This window comes from Streptococcus sp. V940 (assembly GCF_054353495.1).
The window spans coordinates 793,034-819,871 of record NZ_JBTHHZ010000001.1 but is presented as its reverse complement, the minus strand read 5'-3'; the positions used below and the strand labels follow the sequence as shown (position 1 = coordinate 819,871).

Below are 26,838 nucleotides of genomic sequence, written 5' to 3'. Positions count from 1 at the left end.
TTGATTTATTATGATAGATAATAAGAAAGAAATATGGTATAATATAGGGTGAGACCTTATGAATAAATAGTGAAAGAGTATATAAAAATAATGAAAAAAATTGTCATTAACGGTGGACGCCCATTAAAGGGTGAGATAACCATCAGTGGAGCGAAAAATAGTGTAGTAGCTCTGATTCCAGCTATTATTTTGTCAGATGATGTAGTTATTTTGGACTGTGTTCCAGACATCTCTGACGTTGCTAGTTTGATTGATATCATGGAAATTATGGGTGCTAGTGTAAAGCGCTATGATGATGTTTTAGAGATTGATCCTCGTGGTGTTCAAAATAAACCAATGCCATATGGTAAAATCAACAGTCTTCGCGCATCCTATTATTTCTACGGTAGTCTTCTTGGACGTTTCGGTGAAGCAACAGTAGGTTTACCTGGTGGATGTGACTTGGGACCTCGTCCGATTGACTTGCATTTAAAAGCCTTCGAAGCCATGGGTGCTAAGACAACCTATGAGGGAGACAATATGAATCTCTCAACAAACGGCTCTAGATTACAAGGCGCTCATATTTATATGGATACTGTTAGTGTCGGAGCAACTATTAACACAATGCTTGCAGCGGTAAAAGCTCAAGGACGTACAGTCATTGAAAACGCGGCTAGAGAGCCTGAAATCATTGATGTAGCTACTTTGTTAAATAATATGGGAGCTCATATTCGTGGTGCAGGTACAGATATGATTACTATCGATGGTGTTGAATCTCTACACGGCACACGCCATCAGGTAATTCCTGACCGTATTGAAGCAGGGACTTATATTGCAATGGCTGCTGCTGTGGGGCAAGGAATCCGTATCAACAATGTACTTTATGAACATTTAGAAGGTTTCATTGCGAAACTTGAAGAAATGGGTGTTCATATGACGGTTTCTGAAGATAGTATCTACGTTGAAGAACAAACAAATCTTAAGGCTGTTAATATCAAAACAGCTCCATATCCAGGATTTGCTACAGACCTTCAACAGCCTATTACCCCTCTTTTGTTGAAAGCTGAAGGACGAGGAACATTGATCGATACAATTTATGAAAAACGTGTCAATCATGTCTTCGAATTAGCCAAAATGAATGCAGATATTTCTACAACGAATGACCATATTTTCTACAAGGGTGGCAATCCTTTACACGGTGCAAGTGTAAGAGCCACTGACTTACGTGCAGGAGCTGCCTTGGTTATTGCCGGATTAATGGCTGAAGGTAGAACAGAAATTACTAGTGTAGAGTTCATTTTAAGAGGCTACTCAAATATTATTGAAAAATTACGTAACCTTGGAGCAGATATTGAGCTAATCGAGGATTAGCCATTTTGAGGAACACAATGAATATCTGGACAAAATTAGCAATGTATTCTTTCTATGAGACGGAACGTTTGTATTTCCGTCCATTCTTTTTTACGGATGTAGATGACTTTCATGCTCTAGCATCAGACCCTGAAAATCTCCAATTTATTTTTCCTACGCAAGCCAGCATTGAGGAAAGTCAATATGCTCTTGCTAACTACTTTATGAAATCACCCTTGGGAATTTGGGCGATTTGTGATAAGAAAGCACAGAAGATGATTGGAGCCATTAAGTTTGAAAAGCTAGACGAAATCCGTAAAGAAGCAGAAATTGGCTATTTTTTAAGGAAAGACTATTGGTCTCAGGGATATATGACGGAAGCAGTAACTAAATTACGCGATTTGTCTATGAACCAGTTTGAATTAAAGCAACTTTCTATTGTGACTCATCTAGAAAATGGTGCCAGTCAAAAGGTTGCACAAAAATCAGGCTTTGTTCTATATCGTCGTTTCAAGGGTAGTGACCGATATACTCGTAAGATGCGGGATTATCTAGAATTTCGCTATACAAAAGGAGAGCTAAATGAGTAAACACCAAGAAATTTTAGCTTATTTAGAAGAATTACCAGTCGGAAAACGGGTTAGCGTTCGGAGTATTTCAAATAGACTGGGAGTAAGCGATGGTACAGCCTATCGTGCTATCAAAGAAGCTGAAAATAGAGGATTGGTTGAAACGCGTCCTCGAAGTGGAACTGTCCGTGTCAAGTCACAAAAAGTTGCCATTGAGAGATTAACCTTTGCAGAAATTGCAGAAGTCACTGGTTCAGAAGTTTTAGCTGGTCAGGCTGGACTAGATAGAGAATTCAGTAAATTCTCTATCGGAGCGATGACAGAAAAGAATATTCTTTCTTATCTTCATGATGGTGGTTTACTCATTGTCGGAGATAGAACACGGATCCAATTATTGGCACTTGAAAATGAAAATGCAGTCTTGGTAACAGGTGGATTTGAAGTTCATAAAGATGTTTTGGATGCTGCTAATAAGAAAAATATCCCAGTGTTACGCAGTAAACATGACACATTTACCGTTGCGACCATGATTAACCGTGCTCTTTCAAATGTTCAGATTAAGACGGATATTTTAACGGTTGAAAAGATTTATCGTACTAGTCATGAATATGGATTTCTACAGGAAACGGATACTGTCAAAGATTATCTAGATTTGGTTCGAAAGAATAGGACCAGTCGTTTCCCTGTCATCAATCAACACCAGGTTGTCGTTGGGGTAGTTACCATGCGTGATGCTGGAGATAAATCTCCTGGAACGACCATTGATAAGGTCATGACAAGAACAGTCTACATGACAGGTTTAGCAACGAATGTCGCTAACGTTAGCCAGAGAATGATTGCTGAAGACTTTGAAATGGTACCCGTTGTTCGTAGCAATCAAACTTTGCTAGGTGTCATTACTAGACGGGATGTCATGGAAAAAATGAGTCGCTCTCAGGTATCGGCTCTACCAACCTTTTCAGAACAGATTGGGCAGAAGTTATCTTACCACCATGATGAAGTGGTTATTACAGTTGAACCCTTCATGTTAGAAAAAAACGGTGTTCTAGCTAATGGTGTTCTTTCAGAAATCTTGACTCATATGACGCAAGATCTTGTCGTTAATAGTGGGCGTAACCTCATCATTGAACAAATGTTGATTTATTTCTTACAAGCTGTTCAGATTGATGATATTTTACAGATTCAAGCTAGAATTATTCACCACACCAGACGCTCTGCTATTATTGATTATGATATTTACCTCAATCATCAGATTGTGTCAAAAGCAAATGTAACTGTAAAAATTAATTAGAATCTAGGAGTAAACATGATTACATTAAAATCAGCTAGAGAAATCGAAGCTATGGATAAGGCCGGTGATTTTCTTGCAAGTATCCACATTGGCTTGCGTGATATCATCAAGCCAGGTGTTGATATGTGGGAAGTAGAAGAGTATGTTCGCCGTCGTTGTAAAGAAGAAAATTTCCTTCCACTACAGATTGGTGTTGATGGAGCAATGATGGACTATCCCTATGCAACCTGCTGTTCGCTCAATGACGAAGTAGCACACGCCTTCCCTCGTCATTATATCCTCAAAGAGGGTGACCTTCTCAAGGTTGATATGGTCCTTGGTGGGCCAATTGCTAAGTCTGACCTCAATGTTTCTAAACTCAATTTTAACAACGTTGAGCAGATGAAAAAATATACTCAAAACTTTACAGGTGGATTGGCTGATTCTTGTTGGGCATACGCAGTTGGTAAACCATCAGAAGAAGTTAAAAACTTAATGGACGTGACCAAAGAAGCTATGTACATCGGTATTGAAAAAGCTGTTGTAGGAAACCGTATTGGTGATATTGGAGCTGCCATTCAGGAATATGCTGAAAGTCGTGGTTATGGTGTTGTACGTGATCTTGTAGGACACGGTGTTGGCCCAACCATGCATGAAGAACCAATGGTTCCTAATTATGGTGTAGCTGGTCGTGGTCTCCGTCTTCGTGAAGGTATGGTTTTGACAATCGAACCTATGATCAATACAGGTGATTGGGAAATCGATACAGATATGAAAACAGGCTGGGCTCACAAAACTATCGACGGTGGTCTATCATGTCAGTATGAACACCAGTTTGTTATTACCAAGGATGGACCTGTAATCTTGACAAGTCAAGGTGAAGAAGGAACTTATTAATAAAAAAAGGGAGCTGAGCTCCTTTTTTTATTCGTTAAAGTTGAAATCAAATTTGCGTAGCAGATATCTTACAAACGTTTTCTTTTATAGTAAAATAAAAGATGACTATATGAAAGAAGGTTCTTAATTGGAAAGTATTATATTTTTTATCTCTGTATTTTTAGCTGGGGTTTTATCGTTTTTCTCACCCTGCATATTTCCCTTGTTACCAGTCTATGCAGGTGTTTTGTTAGATGATCAAGAGCAGTCAAAGACATTTCGGTTTTTAGGTAAAGATGTTGCCTGGTCAGGATTAATTCGGACATTCTGTTTTATCGCAGGTATCTCTCTGATTTTCTTTATTCTAGGGTTTGGAGCAGGATTTCTCGGCAATTTACTCTATGCTGATTGGTTTCGTTATGTTATGGGTGGTATTATTATCATACTAGGCTTACATCAGATGGAAATCCTTCATTTACGAAAATTAGAGTTCCAAAAAACAGTAACATTTGATCAAAAACAGTCTAGTAAATATCTATCAGCCTTTCTATTAGGTATCAGCTTCAGCTTTGGTTGGACTCCATGTATTGGTCCAGTTTTAAGTTCAGTTTTAGCATTAGCTGCTTCAGGAGGAAATGGAGCTCTTCAAGGGGCCTTATTAACCCTAATTTATACACTTGGAATGGCGCTTCCATTTTTAGTGTTGGCCTTGGCATCAGGTCTGATCATGCCTTATTTTAGTAGAATTAAATCTCACCTACTCTTACTGAAAAGAATTGGTGGTTTACTAATTATTCTCATGGGAATTTTACTGATGCTCGGACAGCTAAATGTATTATCTGGAATATTCGGATAAAAGGAGTTGCATATGAAAAAAATTATCTATTTTGGACTTAGTGTCTTATCCCTATTTCTTCTGATTGCTTGTAGCAAGGGAGAGGAAAAATCAAGTCAAGAAAATCAAACAAGTCAGCCCCAGCAGCAAGCAACTGTTAAGCAAATAGCTGTAGGGGCAGAAGCGCCTGATTTCACGCTCCAATCAATGGACGGAAAAGAGGTCAAACTATCTGACTTTAAAGGTAAAAAAGTCTATCTTAAATTCTGGGCATCTTGGTGCGGACCTTGTAAAAAAAGTATGCCAGAATTGATGGAACTTGCTGCCAAAGAAGATCGTGATTTTGAAATATTATCTGTTATTGCACCAGGCCTTCAAGGTGAAAAAACCATAGACCAATTTCCAAAATGGTTTGAGGAGCAGGGCTATAAGGATATACCTGTCCTATATGACACCAAGGCGACAACCTTCCAAGCCTATCAGATTCGAAGCATTCCAACAGAGTTTCTAATTGATTCAAATGGTAAAATTGCCAAAATCCAAATAGGTGCAATTAGTAATGCAGATGCAGAAGCGGCGTTTGCACAAATGGATTAACGTTATAAAAAATGTCTAGACAAAATTGTCTAGACATTTCTTTTTTAACTTTAATATAATTAGTTTTTAGAAGTAGCTTGGAATTCTGGATTTTTCCATGCTTCATCGATAATTTCTTGCAATTCACGAGCAGATGCTTGCATTTTTTGAAGTTCAGCATCGTTCAATGGGATGTTAACTGGGCGAACGATACCATGCGCACCAACGATAGCTGGTTGACCGATAAAGACGTTTTCAACTCCGTATTGTCCTTCTTGGAAGACTGAAAGTGGAAGAACCGCATTTTCATCATCCAGAATAGCTTTTGTGATACGAGCAAGAGCTACCGCGATACCGTAGTATGTTGCACCTTTTTTGTTGATGATTGAGTAAGCAGCATCACGAACTGAGATGAAGAGTTCTACAAGGTCAGCTTCATCCAAGTCACGGTTAGCTTGCAACCATTGTTCCAATTTAACACCGGCAACGTTAGCGTGTGACCAAACGGCAAACTCAGAGTCACCGTGTTCACCCATGATGTAAGCGTGAACTGAACGTGCATCAACACCGATTTTTTCAGCAAGAGCTTGACGGAAACGAGCTGAGTCAAGTGAAGTACCTGAACCAATAACACGTTCTTTAGGGAAGCCTGAGAATTTCCAAGTTGAGTAAGTCAAAACGTCAACTGGGTTAGCTGCGACAAGGAAGATACCGTCGAAACCAGATGCAACAACTTGTTCAACGATTGATTTGTTGATAGCAAGGTTTTTACCAACAAGGTCAAGACGAGTTTCACCTGGTTTTTGTGGAGCACCAGCAGTGATAACTACAAGGTCAGCGTCTGCACAGTCTTCATACTTAGCTGCGTAGATTTTCTTAGGTGAAGTAAAAGCAAGCGCGTGGCTAAGGTCTTCTGCATCACCAACTGCTTTTTCAAACAATTGAGGAATTTCAATGATACCAAGTTCTTGTGCAATTCCTTGTGTTACGAGGGCAAAAGCGTAAGATGAACCTACGGCACCGTCACCGACGAGGATAACTTTTTTGTGTTGTTTAGTTGCTGTCATTTGTCTAAACATCTCCTTTATTTTATTCAGGGGGAACCCCATTTGATTTCATTCTATCACTTTTGCTAAGCTTTGTCACGGATATACCTTCGGGATAAATATGTAAACGTTTTACACGTGTTGTTAGACTGTAAAATAGTCTAAACTATGGTATAATATATCTAGTTACTAATAGTGAAATGAGGCATTTGTTAATGCAAGATAAAAATTTAGTGAATGTCAATCTGACCAAGGAGATGAAGACTAGCTTTATCGACTACGCCATGAGTGTAATCGTATCGCGTGCTCTTCCTGATGTTCGTGATGGGTTGAAACCTGTTCATCGTCGTATTTTGTACGGAATGAACGAATTAGGAGTTACGCCTGATAAACCTCATAAGAAATCTGCCCGTATTACAGGGGACGTAATGGGTAAATACCACCCACACGGGGATTTATCTATCTATGAAGCTATGGTTCGTATGGCTCAATGGTGGAGCTACCGCTACATGCTTGTAGATGGGCACGGTAACTTTGGTTCTATGGACGGTGATGGTGCTGCCGCGCAACGTTATACCGAAGCACGTATGAGCAAGATTGCTCTTGAAATGCTTCGCGATATCAATAAAAATACCGTTGATTTTGTTGATAACTATGATGCCAATGAACGAGAACCTGTTGTTTTACCAGCTCGTTTCCCAAATCTTTTGGTCAATGGTGCCACAGGTATTGCCGTTGGTATGGCGACCAATATTCCACCTCATAATTTGGGTGAAACCATTGATGCTGTTAAACTCGTCATGGATAATCCTGAAGTTTCAACCAAAGATTTGATGGAAGTTTTGCCTGGTCCAGACTTCCCAACTGGTGCCCTAGTTATGGGTAAATCAGGTATTCATAAGGCGTATGAGACTGGTAAGGGATCTATTGTTCTTCGTTCTCGTACGGAAATTGAAGAAACTAAAACAGGTCGCGAACGTATCGTTGTTACTGAATTCCCATATATGGTCAACAAAACCAAAGTACATGAACATATTGTACGCTTAGTTCAGGAAAAACGTATCGATGGAATTACAGCTGTTCGTGATGAATCTAACCGTGAAGGTGTTCGCTTTGTTATTGAAGTTAGACGCGACGCATCAGCTAATGTTATTTTGAACAACTTATTCAAGATGACTCAGATGCAGACTAGCTTTGGTTTTAACATGCTTGCTATCCAAAATGGTGTTCCAAAGATTTTATCGCTTCGTCAAATCTTAGATGCATACATTGAGCACCAAAAAGAAGTTGTGACTCGTCGCACTCAATTTGATAAAGAAAAAGCTGAGGCACGCGCGCATATCTTGGAAGGTTTGTTGATTGCTCTGGATCATATTGATGAAGTCATTCGTATCATCCGTGCCAGCGAAACTGACCAAGAAGCTCAAGCGGAATTGATGAGCAAATTCAAGCTATCTGAACGTCAAAGCCAAGCAATCCTAGACATGCGTCTCCGTCGTTTGACTGGTTTGGAGCGTGATAAGATTCAATCTGAATATGATGACCTCATTGCCTTGATTGCCGACTTAGCAGATATTCTTGCAAAACCAGAACGTGTGGCTCAAATCATCAAGGAAGAATTGGATGAAGTCAAACGCAAGTATGAAGATAAACGGCGTACTGAGTTGATGGTCGGCGAAGTCTTGACGCTTGAAGATGAAGACTTGATTGAAGAGACTGATGTTCTTATCACTCTATCAAATAAAGGTTATATTAAACGTTTGGACCAAGACGAGTTTACTGCCCAAAAACGTGGTGGACGTGGCGTACAGGGTACAGGAGTCAAGGATGATGACTTTGTCCGTGACTTGGTTTCTACCAGCACCCATGATCACTTGCTCTTCTTTACCAACAAAGGTCGTGTCTATCGTTTGAAAGGTTATGAAATCCCAGAATATGGTCGTACAGCCAAGGGATTGCCTGTAGTTAACCTCTTGAAACTGGATGAGGGAGAAAGCATCCAAACTATCATTAATGTCGAATCAGAACGTAGTGATGATGCATACATCTTCTTTACGACTCGAGCAGGTATTGTTAAGAGAACTAGCGTTAAAGAATTTGCCAACATTCGTCAAAATGGTCTAAAAGCCTTGAATTTGAAAGATGAGGACGAATTGATTAATGTTCTTCTTACTCAAGAAGATACTGATATCATTATCGGTACTAAGTTAGGCTATGCAGTTCGTTTCAACCAGTCATCCGTTCGTAGCATGAGTCGTAGTGCAACTGGTGTTAAAGGAGTAAATCTTCGTGAAGGCGATTCTGTAGTTGGAGCTAGAGTAATCACTGACCAAGATGAGGTCCTCATTATCACCGAAAAAGGATACGGTAAGCGTACAGTTGCCACTGAATATCCAACTAAAGGTCGTGCTGGTAAAGGTATGAAAACCGCTAATATTACCGATAAAAACGGTCAACTCGCAGGCCTTCTAACAGTAAAAGGTGATGAAGACTTGATGGTTATCACAGATACCGGTGTCATGATTCGAACAAATGTTGCCAATATTTCACAAACTGGACGTTCAACTATGGGAGTAAAAGTTATGCGTTTAGATGAGAACGCCAAGATTGTAACCTTTACAACAGTTGAGGCAGCTGAGAAAGAAGAAGTTGGGGCAGACAACGAAACAGAAAGTGAAGAATAATGTCTCAAAAAAGAACTAAGAGTAAAAAAAATAAACGTAAGAATCTGCTGATTAATATTTTAGCTGGCTTTCTAATCCTTTTGTCTCTAGCCTTGATTTTTAACTCAAAGATTCGTAATATCTTTATGGTTTGGAATACTAACAAATATCAAGTTAGTCAAGTCTCAAAAGAGAAGCTTGAAGAGAACAATGATGCAGAAGGAAATTTTGATTTTAATTCCGTGAAGGCTATTTCTTCGGAGGCTGTTTTATCATCCCAATGGGATGCACAACAGTTACCTGTTATAGGTGGAATTGCAGTTCCTGAAGTAGAAATCAACTTGCCAATCTTTAAAGGTTTGGACAATGTAAACTTGTTCTACGGAGCAGGAACCATGAAACCAAATCAAAAAATGGGTGAAGGAAATTATTCTCTAGCTAGTCACCATATTTTTACAGCTGAGAATGCTAGCCAAATGCTATTTTCTCCTTTGGTTAATGCCAAAGAAGGTATGAAGATTTATCTGACTGATAAGGATAAAGTTTATACCTACGATATTCGGGAAGTGAAACACGTAACCCCAGATCGAGTTGATGAAATTGATGATCGTGAAGGTATCAATGAAATTACCTTGGTCACTTGTGTAGACTATGATGCAACCGAACGGATTATCGTAAAGGGAGATTTAAAAGAAATCAAATCTTATTCAGACACTCCGTCAGATGTCTTGGCAGCATTTAATAAACCGTATAAACAAAGATATTAATTTGTAAATTTTTAGAAAAAGGTTCGCTAATGATGGCGACCTTTTTTCTTGTTAATTTCAGAAAATAGATAAGGTAAAGACTTTTCAATTTTTCTAAAAAGTAGTATAATGTTTCTATTATAGAAATTTTTAGAAAATTCCAAAAGAGGTTTGTTATGGGATATACAGTTGCTGTTGTCGGTGCTACAGGTGCCGTTGGTGCTCAAATGATCAAAATGTTGGAAGAATCAACTCTTCCAATCGATAAGATTCGCTACCTTGCGTCTGCACGTTCTGCAGGAAAGGTCTTGCAATTCAAGGGCCAAGATGTGACTATTGAAGAAACAACCGAAGAAGCTTTTGAAGGAGTTGATATTGCTCTCTTCTCAGCTGGTGGTTCAACTTCTGCAAAATACGCACCTTATGCTGTTAAAGCAGGGGCAGTAGTAGTAGATAACACTTCTTATTTCCGTCAAAATCCAGATGTGCCATTGGTTGTTCCTGAAGTAAACGCCCATGCTCTTGATGCTCATAACGGGATTATCGCATGTCCTAACTGTTCAACTATTCAAATGATGGTAGCTCTTGAACCAGTTCGTCAAAAATGGGGTTTAGATCGTATCATTGTTTCAACTTATCAAGCTGTTTCAGGTGCTGGTATGGGAGCTATTCTTGAGACACAACGTGAATTGCGTGAAGTATTGAATGATGGTGTAAATCCACGTGATTTGCATGCGGAAATCTTGCCATCAGGTGGCGATAAGAAACACTATCCAATTGCTTTTAATGCCCTTCCTCAAATCGACGTCTTCACAGATAATGACTACACATACGAAGAAATGAAGATGACAAACGAAACTAAGAAGATCATGGAAGATGATAGCATTGCCGTTTCAGCAACTTGCGTGCGTATTCCTGTCTTGTCAGCTCACTCTGAGTCTGTTTACATTGAAACAAAAGAAGTGGCTCCAATCGATGAAGTCAAAGCTGCGATTGCTGCCTTTCCAGGTGCAGTTCTTGAAGACGATGTGGCTCATCAAATCTATCCTCAAGCTATCAATGCGGTTGGTTCTCGCGATACCTTTGTCGGACGTATCCGTAAAGACTTGGATGCTGAAAAAGGGATCCACATGTGGGTGGTGTCTGATAACCTTCTTAAAGGAGCCGCTTGGAACTCAGTGCAAATTGCAGAGACTTTACATGAACGTGGTTTGGTTCGTCCAACTACAGAATTAAAATTTGAATTGAAATAGGGAGCAAAACAGAAATCAGTAACTCGAAGAGTTTGATTTCTTCTTCGCTTTTATAATTTAAGGCTCAGGCTATAAAAGTCCACCGGACTTTTATACTCCCCCCGCACAGTTGATTAGTAAGTACGAATGTTGCAAACATGAGTAGTTCCAATCAACCACTGCGTTATGAAACAGAAATCAGTAACTCGAAGAGTTTGATTTCTCCTTCGCTAGAAAGCGAATCTACTTATTTTACGAACAGAACAGGAGGCAAAGGCAAGTATGCCCCAGCCTCTTTCTTATATAGAGAAAGGTTTTTTCTATGTCTTATCAAGATTTAAAAGATTGTAAAATTATCACTGCTTTTATTACCCCTTTTCATGAAGATGGATCCATCAACTTTGATGCTATTCCAGCCTTGATTGAGCATTTGTTGGCACATCATACAGACGGAATTCTCTTGGCGGGGACGACTGCTGAGAGTCCGACTCTTACTCACGATGAGGAGCTGCAGTTGTTTGCAGCAGTTCAGAAGGTTGTTAATGGACGTGTTCCTTTAATTGCTGGTGTTGGTACTAATGATACACGCGACTCTATTGAGTTCGTCAAAGAAGTAGCAGAATTTGGAGGCTTTGCGGCTGGTCTCGCAATTGTTCCTTACTACAATAAACCATCTCAAGAAGGTATGTACCAGCACTTTAAAGCTATTGCAGACGCCTCTGATTTACCCATCATTATCTATAACATTCCAGGTCGTGTAGTAGTAGAATTGACTCCAGAAACTATGCTTCGCTTAGCGGAACATCCAAATATTATTGGTGTCAAGGAATGTACCAGCCTTGCAAATATGGCTTATTTGATTGAGCACAAACCAGAAGAATTCCTGATCTACACTGGTGAAGATGGAGATGCTTTCCATGCTATGAACCTTGGTGCAGACGGAGTTATATCTGTTGCCTCTCATACCAATGGTGATGAAATGTATGAAATGTTCACTGCGATTGAAGAGAGTGATATGAAGAAAGCGGCAGCTATTCAACGTAAGTTTATTCCCAAGGTTAATGCTCTCTTCTCATACCCAAGTCCTGCACCTGTTAAGGCTGTCCTCAACTATATGGGATTTGAAGCTGGTCCAACTCGCCTCCCATTGGTTCCTGCGCCTGAAGTGGATGCTAAGCGCATTATCAAGGTTGTTATTGACGGAGACTATGAAGCAACCAAGGCGACTGTCACTGGAGTCCTTCGACCTGATTACTAAGATAACAAATATAAAAAGAAACTTCCTAACAAGTAAAATTGTTGGGAGTTTTTTTCTTTTTCTACGAATATATAAATAGAGAGAGAAAAAAGGAGTCGATCATGAAAATTAAGATTGATAATTTTGAGATTTATAAGTTAAAGCAAGCAGGTTTAAGTAATCAGCAGGTTTTGAAAGTACTTCAATACGGAGAAATTTATGATCAGGAATTGAGATTAGAGACAATAGCTGAAGCTTCGGAGTGTCGGAATCCAGTCGTTTTTATGGAGCGGTATCATAAACTGACTTTTGAAAGCATGGAACGCCTGAAGAAGGATTTTGAAAAGTTTCCATCATTTTCAATTTTGGATGATGTTTATCCCATTTCACTCAGTGAGATTTATGACGCACCTGTATTGCTTTTTTATAAAGGAGATTTAAATCTCTTAAAATTACCCAAAGTTGCTGTTGTTGGTAGTCGCTCTTGTAGTCAAATAGGAACCAAATCAGTCCGTAAAATCATTGAAGAATTGGAAAATGAATTAGTTGTAGTGAGCGGGCTTGCTAGAGGAATTGATACAGCAGCCCATATGTCTGTTCTACAAACTGGGGGCAAAACGATTGCAGTGATTGGGACTGGTTTAGATGTCTATTATCCACGCTCCAATAAACGCCTTCAAGAATACATTGGAGAACATCATTTGCTCCTAAGTGAGTACGGTCCAGGGGAAGAACCCTTGAAATTTCACTTTCCAGCCAGAAATCGCATTATTGCAGGATTGTGTCGAGGAGTTATCGTTGCAGAAGCTAAAATGAGATCTGGTAGCTTAATCACTTGTGAGCGTGCGATGGAGGAAGGTAGAGATGTCTTTGCGATTCCAGGTTCCATTTTAGATGGACGCTCAGACGGCTGTCATCATTTGATCCAAGAAGGAGCAAAACTAGCAACATGTGGGCAGGATATACTAGCAGAATTTGAATTTTAATGAATGAAATGATTTCATTTAGCAAACTTTTCTTCTATTATATGGGTGTTATGTCTTGACAGGTTTTTAAAAATGGTTTACACTTTATAAAGTTTAATTACTTTGAGAAGGTGTGATACTGTGGTAACGGCAACCAAAAAGAAAAAGACAACAAGTAAAAAAAATCTTGTAATCGTAGAGTCGCCAGCTAAGGCGAAAACGATTGAAAAATATCTAGGACGTAATTATAAGGTTTTAGCCAGCGTAGGACATATTCGTGATTTGAAAAAATCAAGTATGTCAGTTGACGTGGAAAATAATTACGAACCGCAATATATCAATATTCGTGGGAAAGGTCCTCTCATCAATGATTTAAAAAAAGAAGCTAAGAAAGCCGATAAAGTCTTTCTTGCAAGTGACCCGGACCGGGAAGGGGAGGCTATTTCATGGCACTTAGCGCATATTTTAGATCTAGACGAGAATGATACCAACCGTGTTGTTTTCAACGAGATTACCAAGGATGCGGTTAAAAATGCCTTTAAAGAACCTCGTAAAATCAATATGGATTTGGTCGATGCCCAACAAGCCCGTCGTGTTTTGGACCGTTTAGTGGGGTATTCAATTTCACCAATTCTTTGGAAAAAGGTTAAAAAAGGCTTATCAGCAGGTCGTGTTCAGTCTGTTGCTCTTAAGCTAATCATTGATCGTGAAAATGAAATCAATGCCTTCCAACCAGAAGAATATTGGACGATTGATGGTGTCTTTAAAAAAGGTACCAAGCAATTCCAAGCTTCTTTTTATGGAATGAATGGCAAGAAGATGAAGTTGACTACCAATGATGAAGTCAAAAAAGTTTTATCTCATTTGAACAGCAAGGATTTTACAGTTGATCAAGTAGATAAAAAGGAAAGAAAGCGCAATGCTCCTCTTCCATATACAACGTCTTCTATGCAGATGGATGCTGCTAACAAGATTAACTTCCGTACTCGAAAGACTATGATGGTTGCTCAGCAACTTTATGAAGGAATCAATATTGGTACAGGTGTCCAAGGTTTGATCACCTATATGCGTACGGATTCTACTCGTATCAGTCCAGTTGCTCAGAATGAAGCTGCTAGCTACATCAATGAACGTTTTGGTAGTAAGTATTCTAAACATGGTAGTAAGGTGAAAAATGCCTCTGGCGCTCAAGACGCCCACGAAGCTATTCGTCCTTCAAGTGTCTTTAATACACCTGAGAAAATTGCTAAGTATTTGGATAAAGACCAGCTAAAACTTTATACTCTTATCTGGAACCGCTTTGTAGCGAGTCAAATGACTGGTGCGATTTTCGATACCATGGCTGTTAAACTTTCGCAAAATGGTGTTCAATTCGCGGCGAATGGTAGTCAGGTTAAGTTTGATGGTTATTTAGCCATTTACAACGATTCTGATAAAAATAAGATGCTGCCTGATATGGAAGTAGGAGATGTGGTCAAACAGGTTAATAACAAACCTGAACAACATTTCACACAACCACCTGCACGATATTCAGAAGCAACACTGATTAAAACCTTGGAAGAAAACGGAGTTGGACGTCCATCTACCTATGCTCCAACCATTGAAACAATCCAAAAACGTTACTATGTAAGACTAGCATCTAAACGCTTTGAACCAACTGATCTAGGACAAGTCGTTAACAAGCTGATTGTTGAATACTTCCCAGATATTGTTAACGTGAAGTTTACCGCTGAAATGGAAGGTAAACTGGATGATGTCGAGGTCGGAAAAGAAGAGTGGCAACGGGTTATTGATGAATTTTACAAACCATTCTCTAAAGAGGTCGAAAAAGCTGAAGCAGAGATGGAAAAAATTCAAATCAAGGATGAACCAGCTGGATTTGACTGTGAAGTTTGTGGCAGTCCTATGGTGATTAAGATTGGACGCTTCGGTAAGTTTTACGCATGTAGCAATTTCCCGGATTGTCGACATACGCAAGCCATTGTTAAAGAAGTCGGTGTTACATGTCCAAATTGTCATCAAGGGCAAATCATCGAACGCAAAACCAAACGTAATCGTATTTTCTATGGATGCAATCGTTATCCAGAATGTGAGTTTACCTCTTGGGATAAACCTGTTGGACGTGATTGTCCTAAATGTGGTCACTTCCTCATGGAGAAAAAAATCCGTGGTGGCGGGAAACAGATCGTATGTAGCAATGGTGACTACGAAGAAGAAAAGATTAAATAAAAATAATTAGGGCTGAAATGATAATTTCAGCTCTTTTTAATTTAAACTTGACAGAACTCATCATTTTATGGGAAACTAGAAGAAGATTATTCTTACTTAGGAGTAGATATGCGTATTATTTATCTTAGCATTGGATTTATTTCACTAGCTTTAGCAATCGTTGGAGTTGTCTTGCCACTATTACCGACAACACCCTTTCTCTTGTTGTCAATAGCTTGTTTTTCAAAATCTTCTAAACGTTTTGAAGATTGGCTCTATCATACCAAGCTCTACCAAACTTATGTTGCGGACTTTAGAGAAACTAAGTCTATTGCGCGTGAACGAAAGAAGAAGATTATCGTATCGATTTATATTTTGATGGGAATCTCCATTTATTTTGCTCCGCTCTTACCTGTAAAAATTGCTTTGGGATGTTTAACAGTATTTATAACCTATTATCTCTTTAAGGTAATACCAGATAAAGAATAGCTAAAAAAGTAATGGTTTTCCTTGATAAAAAGTAGGGGTTACTTAAAACAATATGATATAATAATATTAAAGAAACCTTCAAGGAGTATCAAATGATTTACGAATTTTGTGCTGAAAATGTAACCTTGCTTGAAAAGGCTATGCAAGCTGGAGCTCGCCGTATTGAGCTCTGTGATAATTTAGCAGTTGGTGGAACAACTCCAAGCTACGGAGTGACAAAGGCAGCTGTGGAACTGGCGGCCGACTACGATACGACTATCATGACTATGATTCGTCCACGTGGTGGTGACTTTGTTTATAATGACCTCGAGATTTCTATTATGCTCGAGGATATTCGTCTAACTGCTCAAGCAGGTAGCCAAGGGGTTGTCTTTGGTGCCTTAACAGCAGATAAGAAATTGGATAAGGCTAACATTGAAAAGTTGATTGCTGCATCTAAAGGTATGGAGATTGTCTTCCATATGGCTTTCGATGATTTGAGCGATGAAGATCAGTTGGAAGCCATTGATTGGCTCAACCAGGCTGGTGTAACACGTATCCTCACTCGAGCTGGTGTATCTGGCGACTCTTTAGAGAAACGCTTTGCTCACTACCACAGAATTTTAGAACGCGCTGCAGGAAAAATTGAAATTTTACCTGGTGGGGGGATTGACATGGACAACCGTCAAAACTTTATTGACCAACTGGGCGTGACACAATTACATGGAACAAAGGTTGTCTTTTAAAAAATAGAAAGGAACTGCTAGCTTTTGGTAGCAGTTTTCACTTATGTTTGAAATTTTTAAAGCCTATCAGTTTAATAGTAAAAAGGCCAAAGAGTATGGATTTGTAGAAAATCAAGGTGTATGGACCTTTAGCTCGACCATTTTACACGGAGACTTTCTCATGAGAGTTATAGTTGTGGACGGAGTCTTAGCTCTTCAAGTTTATGACCAAGAAACTGGTGATCTATATCCTCAAGTTCACATGGAAAGTATGAAAGGTAATTTTGTCGGAAGTGTTCGAGAGGCTTGTTTAGAAGTTCTTTATGACATTCGAAAGGCCTGTTTTGAGGTGCAGGAATTTCTCTGCCCACAGACAAAGAGAATTATGACTCTAGTCCAAGCAAAGTATGAAAATCAATTAGAATACTTATGGGAGAAATCGCCTGATACGGCAGTTTTACGTCATGATGACAATCAGAAGTGGTATGCTATTTTAATGAGAATTCCTTGGAATAGGCTAGATAAGGGGAGAGAAGGGCTAGTGGAAGCAGTCAACCTCAAACATGACCAAGTAGCTGACTTACTTTCACAAAACGGGATTTATCCAGCCTTTCATATGAATAAACGCTATTGGATTAGTCTTCCACTCGATGACACTCTAACTGACGAAAAGGTCCTTGAATTATTTGATAGAAGTTGGTTTTTGACTTCTAAGAAATAAATAAACATATTTGAGTTTTCAAACACTTTCAATTCGCAAAATATTCTTTATTGAAGAAATTTTCAGAAAATATTGGATTTTTTCTTGACAAGTGATTTTTCCTATGCTAGAATACTAAACAAGACATCAAACAAAGGAGAAAGCCAAACATGAAAACAGCTAAGTTTAATCAATTTGCTTTGTTGTTGAGGTACTCGGACTAGTGCAAAAGCATTAGTCCTGTTTGGCTTACCAAGCGGGAGTAAATCAACATCTCGCTTGGAACTCCGAGCGAGATGTTTTTTCTATATCGAAAATGTGAAGGGAGAATTCTCATGCGTGTAGTTGAGTTTTTAGATACCAGTCTCCGAGATGGTGAGCAGACACCAGGTATCAATTTTTCAATAAAGGAAAAGGTTGCTATAGCAAAACAGCTAGAAAAATGGGGAATTTCAGCAATCGAAGCTGGTTTTCCAGCTGCTAGTCCAGATTCATTTACAGCTGTACAAGAAATTGCTAAGGCTATGAAAAAAACAGCCGTAACAGGCTTAGCTCGTTCTGTTAAATCAGACATTGACGCTTGTTATGAAGCACTCAAGGATGCTAAGTATCCACAAATACATGTCTTTATAGCAACAAGTCCTATTCATCGTAAGTATAAGCTCAATAAGAGTAAGAAAGAGATTTTGGAAGCGATCAGTGAACATGTTTCCTATGCACGGAGTAAGTTTGAAGTAGTAGAATTCTCTCCAGAAGATGCGACTAGAACTGAGCTGGACTTTCTTCTACAAGTCGTTCAAACTGCGGTTGATGCGGGTGCGACTTATATCAATATTCCTGATACAGTAGGTTTTACAACTCCAGAGGAATACGGAAGTATCTTTAAATATCTGATTGACAATGTCCAAACAGACCGTCAGATTGTCTATTCACCTCACTGCCATGATGACCTTGGAATGGCAGTAGCAAATAGCCTCGCTGCTGTTAAGAATGGTGCAGGACGTGTCGAGGGAACCATTAACGGGATCGGCGAACGAGCTGGAAATGCTGCTTTAGAAGAAATAGCAGTGGCCCTCAATATTCGCCAAGAATATTACCAAGCAGAGACAAGTATCGTCCTAAACGAAACGATTAATACGTCCGAAATGGTCTCTCGCTTCTCAGGAATTCCAGTTCCCAAAAATAAGGCAGTTGTCGGTGGAAATGCCTTCTCTCATGAATCAGGTATTCACCAAGACGGAGTCCTTAAAAACCCACTTACCTATGAAATCATCACCCCAGAGTTGGTGGGTGTTAAAAGTAATAGTCTTCCGCTTGGAAAATTATCTGGTCGCCATGCCTTTGTAGAAAAACTGAGAGAACTGGCCTTAGACTTCACAGAAGAGGATATCAAGTCACTCTTTGACAAATTCAAATCACTTGCAGATAAGAAACAAGAAGTCACAGACGCGGATATTCGTGCTCTAGTAGCTGGAACCATGGTTGAAAACCCAGAAGGCTTTCACTTTGATGATTTACAACTTCAAACTCATGCGGAAAATGAAATTGAAGCGACTGTCAGATTGGCTAATTTGGATGGTGAGAAAGTCGACTTTAATGCGACTGGACAAGGATCTGTTGAAGCGATCTTTAACTCTGTTGATAAGTTCTTCAACCAATCTGTTCGCCTGGTGTCCTACACTATTGACGCTGTGACGGATGGAATCGATGCTCAGGCTAGAGTCTTAGTTACTGTTGAAAACAAAGATACAGAAACCATCTTTAACGCAGCCGGAATTGATTTCGATGTGTTGAAGGCTTCAGCTATTGCCTACATCAATGCTAATACTTTTGTTCAAAAAGAGAATATCGGAGAGATAGGTCCAAATGTTTCCTATCGTGACATGCCTAGTCTTTAAAGGAGAGTACCATGACAAGAAAAATAGTTGCCCTAGCAGGTGATGGGATTGGACCAGAAATCATGGAAGCTGGTTTAAAAGTTCTAGCATCTATAGCCCAAAAAACAGACTTTGACTTTGAGATAGTCAGACAACCTTTCGGCGGTGCAGGAATTGATGCCACAGGACATCCTTTGCCAGAAGCAACACTCAAGGCTGCTAGGGAAGCGGACGCTATCCTCCTTGCTGCAATCGGTAGTCCTCAGTATGATAATGCTACAGTTCGACCCGAACAAGGGCTTTTGGCACTCCGCAAGGAACTTAATCTTTATGCCAATATTCGTCCAGTTAAAATTTTTGATAGTCTTAAGCACTTATCGCCTCTCAAACCTGAACGAATTGCTGGTGTTGACTTTGTGGTAGTGCGTGAGTTGACAGGTGGGATTTACTTTGGTGATCATATCCTTGAAGACCGAAAAGCACGTGATATCAATGACTATAGCTATGAGGAAGTAGAGCGGATTATTCGTAAGGGTTTTGAAATCGCAAGAAGTCGGAGAAAAATCCTTACCAGTATTGATAAGCAAAATGTTTTGGCAACCTCAAAACTTTGGCGAAGAGTGGCTGAGGAAGTCGCAAAGGATTATCCCGACGTAACCTTGGAGCACCAGCTAGTCGACTCAGCTGCTATGCTCATGATTACTAATCCAGCCAAGTTCGATGTTATCGTAACAGAAAATCTTTTTGGAGATATCTTGTCTGATGAGTCAAGCGTTCTATCTGGTACACTTGGAGTTATGCCATCAGCCAGTCACTCCGATAATGGGCCAAGCCTCTATGAACCCATTCATGGTTCAGCGCCTGATATAGCAGGCCTAGGAATCGCCAACCCTATTTCTATGATTTTATCAGTTGCTATGATGTTGCGAGATAGTTTTGGGCGATATGAGGATGCTAAGCGTATCGAAGATGCAGTTGAAGCAACATTAGCTGCAGGAATTTTAACGAGAGATATAGGAGGAGAAGCTTCTACCAATGAAATGACAGAAGCCATCATTGAAAGATTATGAAGATAAATCAAGGAATTACTTTTGCTATTTTGATTTGGAATCTATTGGTATTTATGATTTATGGTATTGACAAATCCAAAGCAAGAAAAGGTGCTTGGCGCATCCCGGAAAAATATTTATTATCATTTGCATTCTTTCTTGGTGGATTTGGTGCTTGGTTGGCAGGTGTTACCTTTCATCACAAGACTAGAAAATGGTATTTTAAAACGGTTTGGTTCCTAGGAATAGTGACTACACTAGTAACTTTGTATTTGATATGGAGGTAATGAATGGCAGGAAAATCGATTTTTGATAAATTATGGGACCTCCATGTGATTACAGGAGAAGAAGGACAGCCTCAACTCATGTATGTAGATCAACACTATATTCACGAGGTGACCAGTCCTCAAGCTTTTCAAGGATTGCGAGATGCAGGACGTAGATTGAGACGACCAGATTTAACATTTGGTACCTTTGACCACAATGTCCCGACGGTCAATATATATGATATTCGAGATGTAATCTCCAAAGCACAGATTGATAAGTTAGCTGAAAATGTTGAAGAGTTTGGAATCGAACATGCCGCCCACGGTTCAGAAAAACAAGGTATCGTTCATATGGTTGGTCCAGAAACAGGAAGAACACAACCAGGGAAGTTTATTGTCTGTGGAGATAGCCATACAGCTACCCACGGAGCTTTTGGAGCGATCGCTTTCGGTATTGGAACCAGTGAGGTTGAACATGTCTTTGCAACCCAAACCATTTGGCAAGTTAAACCCAAGAAAATGTTGGTGGAATTCACAGGAGTTCCTCAAAAAGGGGTTTATGCCAAAGATTTCATTCTGGCCTTGATTGCCAAATACGGTGTTGCTTGTGGTGTTGGCTACGTGGTGGAGTATCGAGGTCAGGCCATTGATGCACTTAGCATGGAAGAGCGTATGACTATCTGCAATATGTCCATCGAATTTGGTTCCAAAATGGGAATTATGAATCCAGATCAGAGGACTTATGATTATTTGAAGGGTCGAGAGTGTGTTCCCAAGGATTTTGATGCAGCAGTAGCTGATTGGAAAAGGCTAGTTAGCGACGACGATGCCGTTTATGACAAGGTTATCCGAATGGATGTCTCTGAATTGGCTCCTATGGTGACTTGGGGAACCAATCCTGCTATGGGTGTTGACTTTGATTCTAGCTTCCCAGAAATTATGGATATGAATGATGAACGAGCCTATCATTACATGGATTTGCAACCAAGTCAAAAACCAGCAGATATCCAACTAGGCTATGTCTTTATTGGTTCTTGTACCAACGCTAGACTTAGTGATTTACAACTAGCAGCTCGGTTTGTAGAAGGGAAGAAAATCGCTCCAAATCTAACGGCTATCGTGGTACCCGGTTCTCGACCAGTCAAGCGAGCTGCTGAGAAGTTAGGTTTGGACAAGGTATTTCTAGATGCCGGCTTCGAGTGGAGAGACCCTGGATGCTCCATGTGCCTAGGGATGAATCCTGACAAGGTACCAGATGGTGTTCACTGTGCCTCGACCAGCAATCGTAACTTTGAAGATCGTCAGGGCTTTGGTGCTAAGACTCATCTCTGTAGTCCAGCCATGGCAGCTGCGGCAGCAATCGCAGGACGTTTCGTAGATGTACGGAAAATGCCTGAAGCTCAGTAAGGAGAGGATATGGAAAAATTTACTGTTTATACAGGAACTACGGTTCCTCTGATGAATGACAACATCGACACCGACCAAATCCTTCCCAAGCAGTTTCTGAAGTTGATTGACAAGAAAGGTTTTGGCAAATACCTCATGTATGCTTGGCGTTATCTGGATGATAAGTACACTGAGGATCCAGATTTTGTCTTTAATCGGCCAGAGTACCGTAAGGCTAGTATTCTCATCACAGGAGATAACTTTGGAGCTGGTTCTTCGAGGGAGCACGCAGCTTGGGCGCTAGCAGACTATGGTTTTAAGGTCGTAATTGCAGGACCTTTTGGAGATATTCATTACAATAATGAGCTCAATAATGGCATGTTGCCAATTGTTCAACCAAGGGAAGTTAGAGAAAAACTCGCCCAGCTCCAACCAACTGACCAAGTGACGGTCGACTTGGAACAACAGAAAATCATCTCACCAGTCGGAGAATTCACTTTCGAAATCGATAGCGAATGGAAACACAAGCTCTTAAATGGTTTGGATGATATCGGTATTACTTTGCAGTATGAAGACTTGATTGCTGCTTATGAAAAACAACGTCCAGCCTACTGGCAGGATTAGAATAAATATAGAAAAGGAAATAGAACTATGACAAAACACATTCAATGGGACGGAACACTTTCACAAGAAGGTTACGACATTTTAAAAGGTGAGGGCGGATGTATCGTTTGTCCTACTAAAGTCGGTTACATTATCATGACTAGTGACAAAGCTGGACTTGAGCGTAAGTTTGAAGCTAAAGAGCGTAACCGTAACAAACCAGGTGTTGTACTTTGTGGTAGCATGGACGAGCTACACGCTTTAGCACAGCTAAATCCTGAAATCGAAGCCTTCTATCAAAAACATTGGGACGAAGATATTCTACTTGGTTGTATTCTTCCGTGGAAACCAGAAGCCTTTGAGAAATTGAAAGCATACGGTGATGGCCGTGAAGAACTCATGACAGACGTTCGTGGTACTAGCTGTTTTGTCATCAAGTTTGGTAAAGCTGGTGAACAGTTGGCTGCTAAACTTTGGGAAGAAGGCAAGATGGTCTACGCTTCATCTGCAAACCCTTCTGGAAAAGGAAATCGTGGTAAGGTTGAAGGTATCGGTCAACGTATCGAAGGAGCAGTGGATCTTGTCATCGAAGCAGACGACTATGTTGCTTCAATCCAGCCAGACAAAACAGTTGAAACTCGCTACGAGCAAGGTGTGATGGTCTCTATGGTCGATAAAGACGGCAAGCTCATTCCAGAACAAGGTGGAGCACGCTCAATCTCACCAGCACCAGTTGTGATCCGTAAAGGACTTGACATTGATAAAATCATGATGCACCTGTCAGACACCTTTAACTCATGGGACTACCGTCAAGGGGAGTATTATTAATATTAAAAAGAAGTCTAGTGTTAAGAGATATTGAAGCTCCTAACGCTGGGCTTTTTCTTTAGAAATTCTTTTCATTTTTTATAGGATATGATATTCTATATATGAAATATATAGTTTTTTATTCGAGCATTATTATAAAAGGAGTAAGATTGATGCTGAAAAGAAAAGTCAGTTTGGAAAATTTTTATGCTTGGTACCAAGAAAATAAAATAAGATTAAGAGAAGATGCATCTAAATATAGTATTTACAATGAACAATTACGTGAAGAATTTCTTAAAGAGTGGCCACTTGATAGAATTTTAACACTATCTATCGATGAATACGTCATTGGGAAAGGAGCTCAAAGTAATTCTTTTTGCTACGGTCTTGAGAGGGGAAAATACAAATCTTTATTTATGGGAATTGGAGGCGGAGGTTCTTCAAAATTTGGTATTTATTGGAATGAGGATACTAAAAGCTATAAGAATCAAGCTAATAAAGTCATTCCAGAATCAGAACTAGAAGACCGTTTTAACAAATTAAAAACTGATTTGTATGAGATCATTCAAGCAGGTAGAAAATTAGATTTCAATAATCCTATCTTTGACATGAAAAATTCAAAGAATGAATTTATTGGTCGTTCTGCGGTGGTGACAAAATTACTTTGTATTTATTCTGAGAATCATTCTTTTTTAGGGGTAAATATGAATAGTCAAAAGAGATTCTGGAACAAGCTACTTCCTCAAAAAAATCAAGGGGGGCCTTATCTTCAGAATCATGAGATTTGTCAACTTGTATTGCAAAAGTATCCTGAGCTGGAACCATCATTGTTGGGAAGTATCTTATTTGAATATTCAACACAATTTTTAGACGAAAAAGAAAAGAAAGAAGAAAAAATGTCTCTAGAATATAAGGTTTATTATCCATTGAGTCAAACTCTACTACAATCCAAAAACCTCATCCTTCGTGGTGCACCTGGTACAGGAAAAACTTATCTTGCTAAAGAAATTGCCAAAGAATTAACGGATGGCAACGAAGACCAAATCGGCTTTGTTCAGTTTCATCCATCCTATGACTATACAGATTTTGTGGAGGGGTTAAGACCAGTATCAAATGGGGATGGAGCTATTGAGTTTAGGCTACAGGATGGTATTTTTAAAGATTTCTGTCAGAAAGCAAAAGAAGCCCAATTGATTGGAGGACAAGATAATTTTGATGAGGCTTGGGACTCTTACTTAGAATATATAAATGTTACTGAAGAAAAAGAATATATAACAAAAACATCTTACTTATCTGTTAATAGTAGACAAAATTTGTCAGTAAATTATGATAGTGGTGTTCCAGGATGGTCACTACCTCGCAAATATGTTTACGAGTTGTATAAAGATAAAAATTATAATAAGCAAGAATACTACAAAAGTGGTGGAAGAACTGTCCTAGAAACATTGAGAAAGAGATTTGGTCTGAAAGACTACCTTTCCCCAACAGAAATTGATACCGATAAGAAATTCGTCTTTATCATCGATGAGATCAATCGTGGTGAGATTTCTAAGATTTTTGGGGAACTATTTTTCTCTGTTGATCCTGGCTATCGTGGTGAAAAGGGAAGTGTATCTACTCAATATGCCAATCTACACGAAACTGATGAAAAGTTTTATATCCCAGAAAATGTTTACATCATTGGAACTATGAATGATATTGACCGTTCGGTGGACACCTTTGATTTTGCAATGCGCCGTCGTTTCCGTTTTGTTGAAGTTACTGCTGAAAGCCAACTAGGCATGCTAGATGATGCTCTTGGTGATAAGGCTGAAGAAGCTAAAGCGCGTCTAAGAAACTTGAATGCTAAAATTGAAAAAGTTCAGGAATTAAACAGTCATTATCATATCGGACCAAGTTATTTCCGTAATTTAAAAGAATTGGATTATGATTATGAATTACTCTGGTCTGATTATCTCAAACCACTTTTGGAAGATTACTTGCGTGGTTCTTATGAAGAAGATGAAATACTGAATACTTTGAAAAAAGCATATGATCTGACAAATCAGCAAGATATTGGTGATGACGATGCAGTTAACTGACAATCAACAGGCCTTAAACAAAGAAGAGTTTATCACAGAATATCCTAAAATTAGTCAAGTTCTTTTAGATAGAACTCTAGATAATCTTTCTCAAGAAGATAGTATCTTTATATTTCCAAACGACTTGAAAAATTCTCCTGATTTGGATAAGGACCAAAAGATTTTGGAAACAGTCAATCAGAAAATTAAAACAGGGAATGTGATTGGATTTCTGGGGTGTGGTCAGGAGAGATTAACCATTTCTTCTCGCTTTTCGAGTAAAAGTGATGACTATTTTTTGCATTATCTATTGCAGAAAGTTCTAAATATCAATCTCACTAGTTTGGATGTTGGTTTATCGCGCGAGGAAAGACTCTATCAGCTTTTAATCTACCTCTTTCCAAAGTATTTGGAAGCTGCTATGCGAAAGGGACTTTATAAGGAATACCAGAGGTTTTCCCATAATGATAGTCATATCAAGGGAGTGATTGATGTAGTAAATCATCTCAAGAAAAATCTTCCTTTCACAGGTAATATTGCTTATACTACAAGAGAATTTACTTATGACAATCCGATGATGCAGCTGATTCGTCATACTATCGAGTACATTAAAAATCAAAAATCTCAAGGAAGAGGCATCATTTATACTAATCGTGAAAATATTACAGAAATAATTCGTGTAACACCTTCGTATGAACAAGCTGATCGTGCTAAGGTTATTCGACGAAATCAAGATAAACCCCTTCGTCATGCCTACTTTCGCGAGTACAGAAAATTGCAAGAGCTGTGTCTGATGATATTAAATAGAGAAAAGCACGGTTTTGAATATCAGGAGCAAAAAATTCATGGCATTCTCTTTGATGTTGCTTGGCTTTGGGAAGAATATGTTCATACCTTGTTGCCAAAAGATTTCATACATCCTAGAAATAAGGATAAGACGGACGGTATTTCAGTATTTTCTAATCGTGAAAGAAAAGTATATCCAGATTTTTATGATAGAGAACGAAAGATTGTACTAGATGCTAAATATAAAAAATTGGAATTGACTGAAAAGGGAATCAATCGTGATGATCTATTTCAATTGATTTCTTATGCGTATATCTTACAAGCAGAGAAAGCTGGCTTGATTTTCCCTAGCATAGATCAGACAGTAAGTAGTGAAATAGGAAAAGTTGAAGGTTATGGGGTCTTGCTTAAAAAGTGGTCTATCCAAATTCCTCAAAAGACGTCATCCTACAGCGAATTCTATGAAATGCTAGGGATGTCAGAAAAAATTTTTCAAAATAATATAAAACATAAAATAGAGAGCCTATAAACTCTCTATTTTTTGTGAAATAACGAGTAA

Annotated in this window: 24 protein-coding genes; 23 read left to right on the top strand and 1 reads right to left on the bottom strand. The window is 39.1% G+C overall.

Going from position 1 to position 26,838, the window contains the following annotated elements:
• The first annotated feature begins 90 nt into the window (after positions 1–90).
• From ACXYSM_RS04110 to sdbB, 6 genes are all read left to right on the top strand, one after another.
• Entirely contained in the window at positions 91–1,350 is a 1,260-nt protein-coding gene (locus tag ACXYSM_RS04110) for a UDP-N-acetylglucosamine 1-carboxyvinyltransferase (RefSeq protein ID WP_016465745.1), read from the top strand.
• A 17-nt stretch (positions 1,351–1,367) separates the two neighbouring features.
• The gene (locus ACXYSM_RS04105) at positions 1,368–1,919 is read left to right on the top strand and encodes a GNAT family N-acetyltransferase (protein ID WP_458634459.1); all 552 of its coding nucleotides are present in this window, start codon (positions 1,368–1,370) and stop codon (positions 1,917–1,919) included.
• Positions 1,912–3,189 carry a CBS-HotDog domain-containing transcription factor SpxR gene (spxR, locus tag ACXYSM_RS04100; protein WP_458634458.1) on the top strand — a complete coding sequence of 426 codons (1,278 nt, stop codon included), beginning with the start codon at positions 1,912–1,914 and terminating at the stop codon, positions 3,187–3,189. The genes ACXYSM_RS04105 and spxR overlap by 8 nt, the downstream gene beginning before the upstream one ends.
• A gap of 15 nt (positions 3,190–3,204) precedes the next feature.
• Entirely contained in the window at positions 3,205–4,065 is an 861-nt protein-coding gene (locus ACXYSM_RS04095; protein ID WP_247912417.1) for a methionyl aminopeptidase, read from the top strand.
• Positions 4,066–4,192: 127 nt separating this feature from the next.
• Positions 4,193–4,900 carry a thiol-disulfide oxidoreductase-associated membrane protein CcdA2 gene (gene ccdA2, locus ACXYSM_RS04090; RefSeq protein ID WP_458634457.1) on the top strand — a complete coding sequence of 236 codons (708 nt, stop codon included), beginning with the start codon at positions 4,193–4,195 and terminating at the stop codon, positions 4,898–4,900.
• Between the two features lie 12 nt (positions 4,901–4,912).
• Positions 4,913–5,476 carry a thiol-disulfide oxidoreductase-associated lipoprotein SdbB gene (sdbB, locus tag ACXYSM_RS04085; protein ID WP_458634456.1) on the top strand — a complete coding sequence of 188 codons (564 nt, stop codon included), beginning with the start codon at positions 4,913–4,915 and terminating at the stop codon, positions 5,474–5,476.
• 59 nt (positions 5,477–5,535) lie between these two features.
• Here sdbB and ACXYSM_RS04080 read toward each other — a convergent pair whose 3' ends face one another.
• Positions 5,536–6,522, bottom strand: a complete 987-nt coding sequence (locus ACXYSM_RS04080) for an L-lactate dehydrogenase (protein WP_458634455.1) — start codon at positions 6,520–6,522, stop codon at positions 5,536–5,538.
• Between the two features lie 194 nt (positions 6,523–6,716).
• Here ACXYSM_RS04080 and gyrA point away from each other — a divergent pair, with 194 nt between their 5' ends.
• The 17 genes from gyrA to ACXYSM_RS03995 all read left to right on the top strand — a co-directional run bounded on the left by gyrA (position 6,717) and on the right by ACXYSM_RS03995 (position 26,808).
• On the top strand, positions 6,717–9,185 hold the full coding sequence (gyrA, locus tag ACXYSM_RS04075) for a DNA gyrase subunit A (protein WP_458634454.1): 2,469 nt from the start codon (positions 6,717–6,719) through the stop codon (positions 9,183–9,185).
• On the top strand, positions 9,185–9,931 hold the full coding sequence (locus ACXYSM_RS04070; RefSeq protein ID WP_458634453.1) for a class A sortase: 747 nt from the start codon (positions 9,185–9,187) through the stop codon (positions 9,929–9,931). Before gyrA ends, ACXYSM_RS04070 begins: the two co-directional genes overlap by 1 nt.
• A gap of 155 nt (positions 9,932–10,086) precedes the next feature.
• Positions 10,087–11,163 (top strand): aspartate-semialdehyde dehydrogenase, encoded by a 1,077-nt coding sequence (locus ACXYSM_RS04065; RefSeq protein ID WP_223332945.1) that lies wholly within the window; start codon positions 10,087–10,089, stop codon positions 11,161–11,163.
• 301 nt (positions 11,164–11,464) lie between these two features.
• Positions 11,465–12,400, top strand: coding sequence for a 4-hydroxy-tetrahydrodipicolinate synthase (gene dapA / locus ACXYSM_RS04060; protein ID WP_458634452.1), 936 nt, complete (start codon positions 11,465–11,467; stop codon positions 12,398–12,400).
• 107 nt (positions 12,401–12,507) lie between these two features.
• Complete coding sequence (gene dprA / locus ACXYSM_RS04055) at positions 12,508–13,365, top strand: DNA-processing protein DprA (RefSeq protein WP_458634702.1); 858 nt, start codon at positions 12,508–12,510, stop codon at positions 13,363–13,365.
• A gap of 120 nt (positions 13,366–13,485) precedes the next feature.
• Positions 13,486–15,573 (top strand): type I DNA topoisomerase, encoded by a 2,088-nt coding sequence (gene topA, locus ACXYSM_RS04050; protein ID WP_458634451.1) that lies wholly within the window; start codon positions 13,486–13,488, stop codon positions 15,571–15,573.
• Positions 15,574–15,681: 108 nt separating this feature from the next.
• A complete protein-coding gene (locus tag ACXYSM_RS04045) occupies positions 15,682–16,041 on the top strand; it encodes a YbaN family protein (protein WP_225750258.1) in 360 nt (119 codons plus the stop codon).
• A 92-nt stretch (positions 16,042–16,133) separates the two neighbouring features.
• On the top strand, positions 16,134–16,766 hold the full coding sequence (locus ACXYSM_RS04040) for a copper homeostasis protein CutC (RefSeq protein WP_458634450.1): 633 nt from the start codon (positions 16,134–16,136) through the stop codon (positions 16,764–16,766).
• Positions 16,767–16,809: 43 nt separating this feature from the next.
• Positions 16,810–17,466 carry an MmcQ/YjbR family DNA-binding protein gene (locus ACXYSM_RS04035; RefSeq protein ID WP_458634449.1) on the top strand — a complete coding sequence of 219 codons (657 nt, stop codon included), beginning with the start codon at positions 16,810–16,812 and terminating at the stop codon, positions 17,464–17,466.
• 314 nt (positions 17,467–17,780) lie between these two features.
• The gene (locus ACXYSM_RS04030; protein WP_458634448.1) at positions 17,781–19,343 is read left to right on the top strand and encodes a 2-isopropylmalate synthase; all 1,563 of its coding nucleotides are present in this window, start codon (positions 17,781–17,783) and stop codon (positions 19,341–19,343) included.
• An 11-nt stretch (positions 19,344–19,354) separates the two neighbouring features.
• Entirely contained in the window at positions 19,355–20,392 is a 1,038-nt protein-coding gene (leuB, locus tag ACXYSM_RS04025; protein WP_458634447.1) for a 3-isopropylmalate dehydrogenase, read from the top strand.
• The gene (locus ACXYSM_RS04020; protein WP_458634446.1) at positions 20,389–20,658 is read left to right on the top strand and encodes a DUF1294 domain-containing protein; all 270 of its coding nucleotides are present in this window, start codon (positions 20,389–20,391) and stop codon (positions 20,656–20,658) included. Before leuB ends, ACXYSM_RS04020 begins: the two co-directional genes overlap by 4 nt.
• A gap of 3 nt (positions 20,659–20,661) precedes the next feature.
• Positions 20,662–22,044, top strand: a complete 1,383-nt coding sequence (gene leuC, locus ACXYSM_RS04015; RefSeq protein ID WP_458634445.1) for a 3-isopropylmalate dehydratase large subunit — start codon at positions 20,662–20,664, stop codon at positions 22,042–22,044.
• Between the two features lie 9 nt (positions 22,045–22,053).
• Positions 22,054–22,647 (top strand): 3-isopropylmalate dehydratase small subunit, encoded by a 594-nt coding sequence (leuD, locus tag ACXYSM_RS04010; protein ID WP_458634444.1) that lies wholly within the window; start codon positions 22,054–22,056, stop codon positions 22,645–22,647.
• 27 nt (positions 22,648–22,674) lie between these two features.
• Complete coding sequence (locus ACXYSM_RS04005; protein WP_458634443.1) at positions 22,675–23,454, top strand: L-threonylcarbamoyladenylate synthase; 780 nt, start codon at positions 22,675–22,677, stop codon at positions 23,452–23,454.
• 152 nt (positions 23,455–23,606) lie between these two features.
• Positions 23,607–25,514, top strand: a complete 1,908-nt coding sequence (locus ACXYSM_RS04000) for an McrB family protein (RefSeq protein ID WP_458634701.1) — start codon at positions 23,607–23,609, stop codon at positions 25,512–25,514.
• Positions 25,501–26,808: an McrC family protein gene (locus tag ACXYSM_RS03995; protein ID WP_458634442.1), complete on the top strand. Its 1,308-nt coding sequence runs from the start codon at positions 25,501–25,503 to the stop codon at positions 26,806–26,808. Before ACXYSM_RS04000 ends, ACXYSM_RS03995 begins: the two co-directional genes overlap by 14 nt.
• The last annotated feature ends 30 nt before the right edge of the window (positions 26,809–26,838 follow it).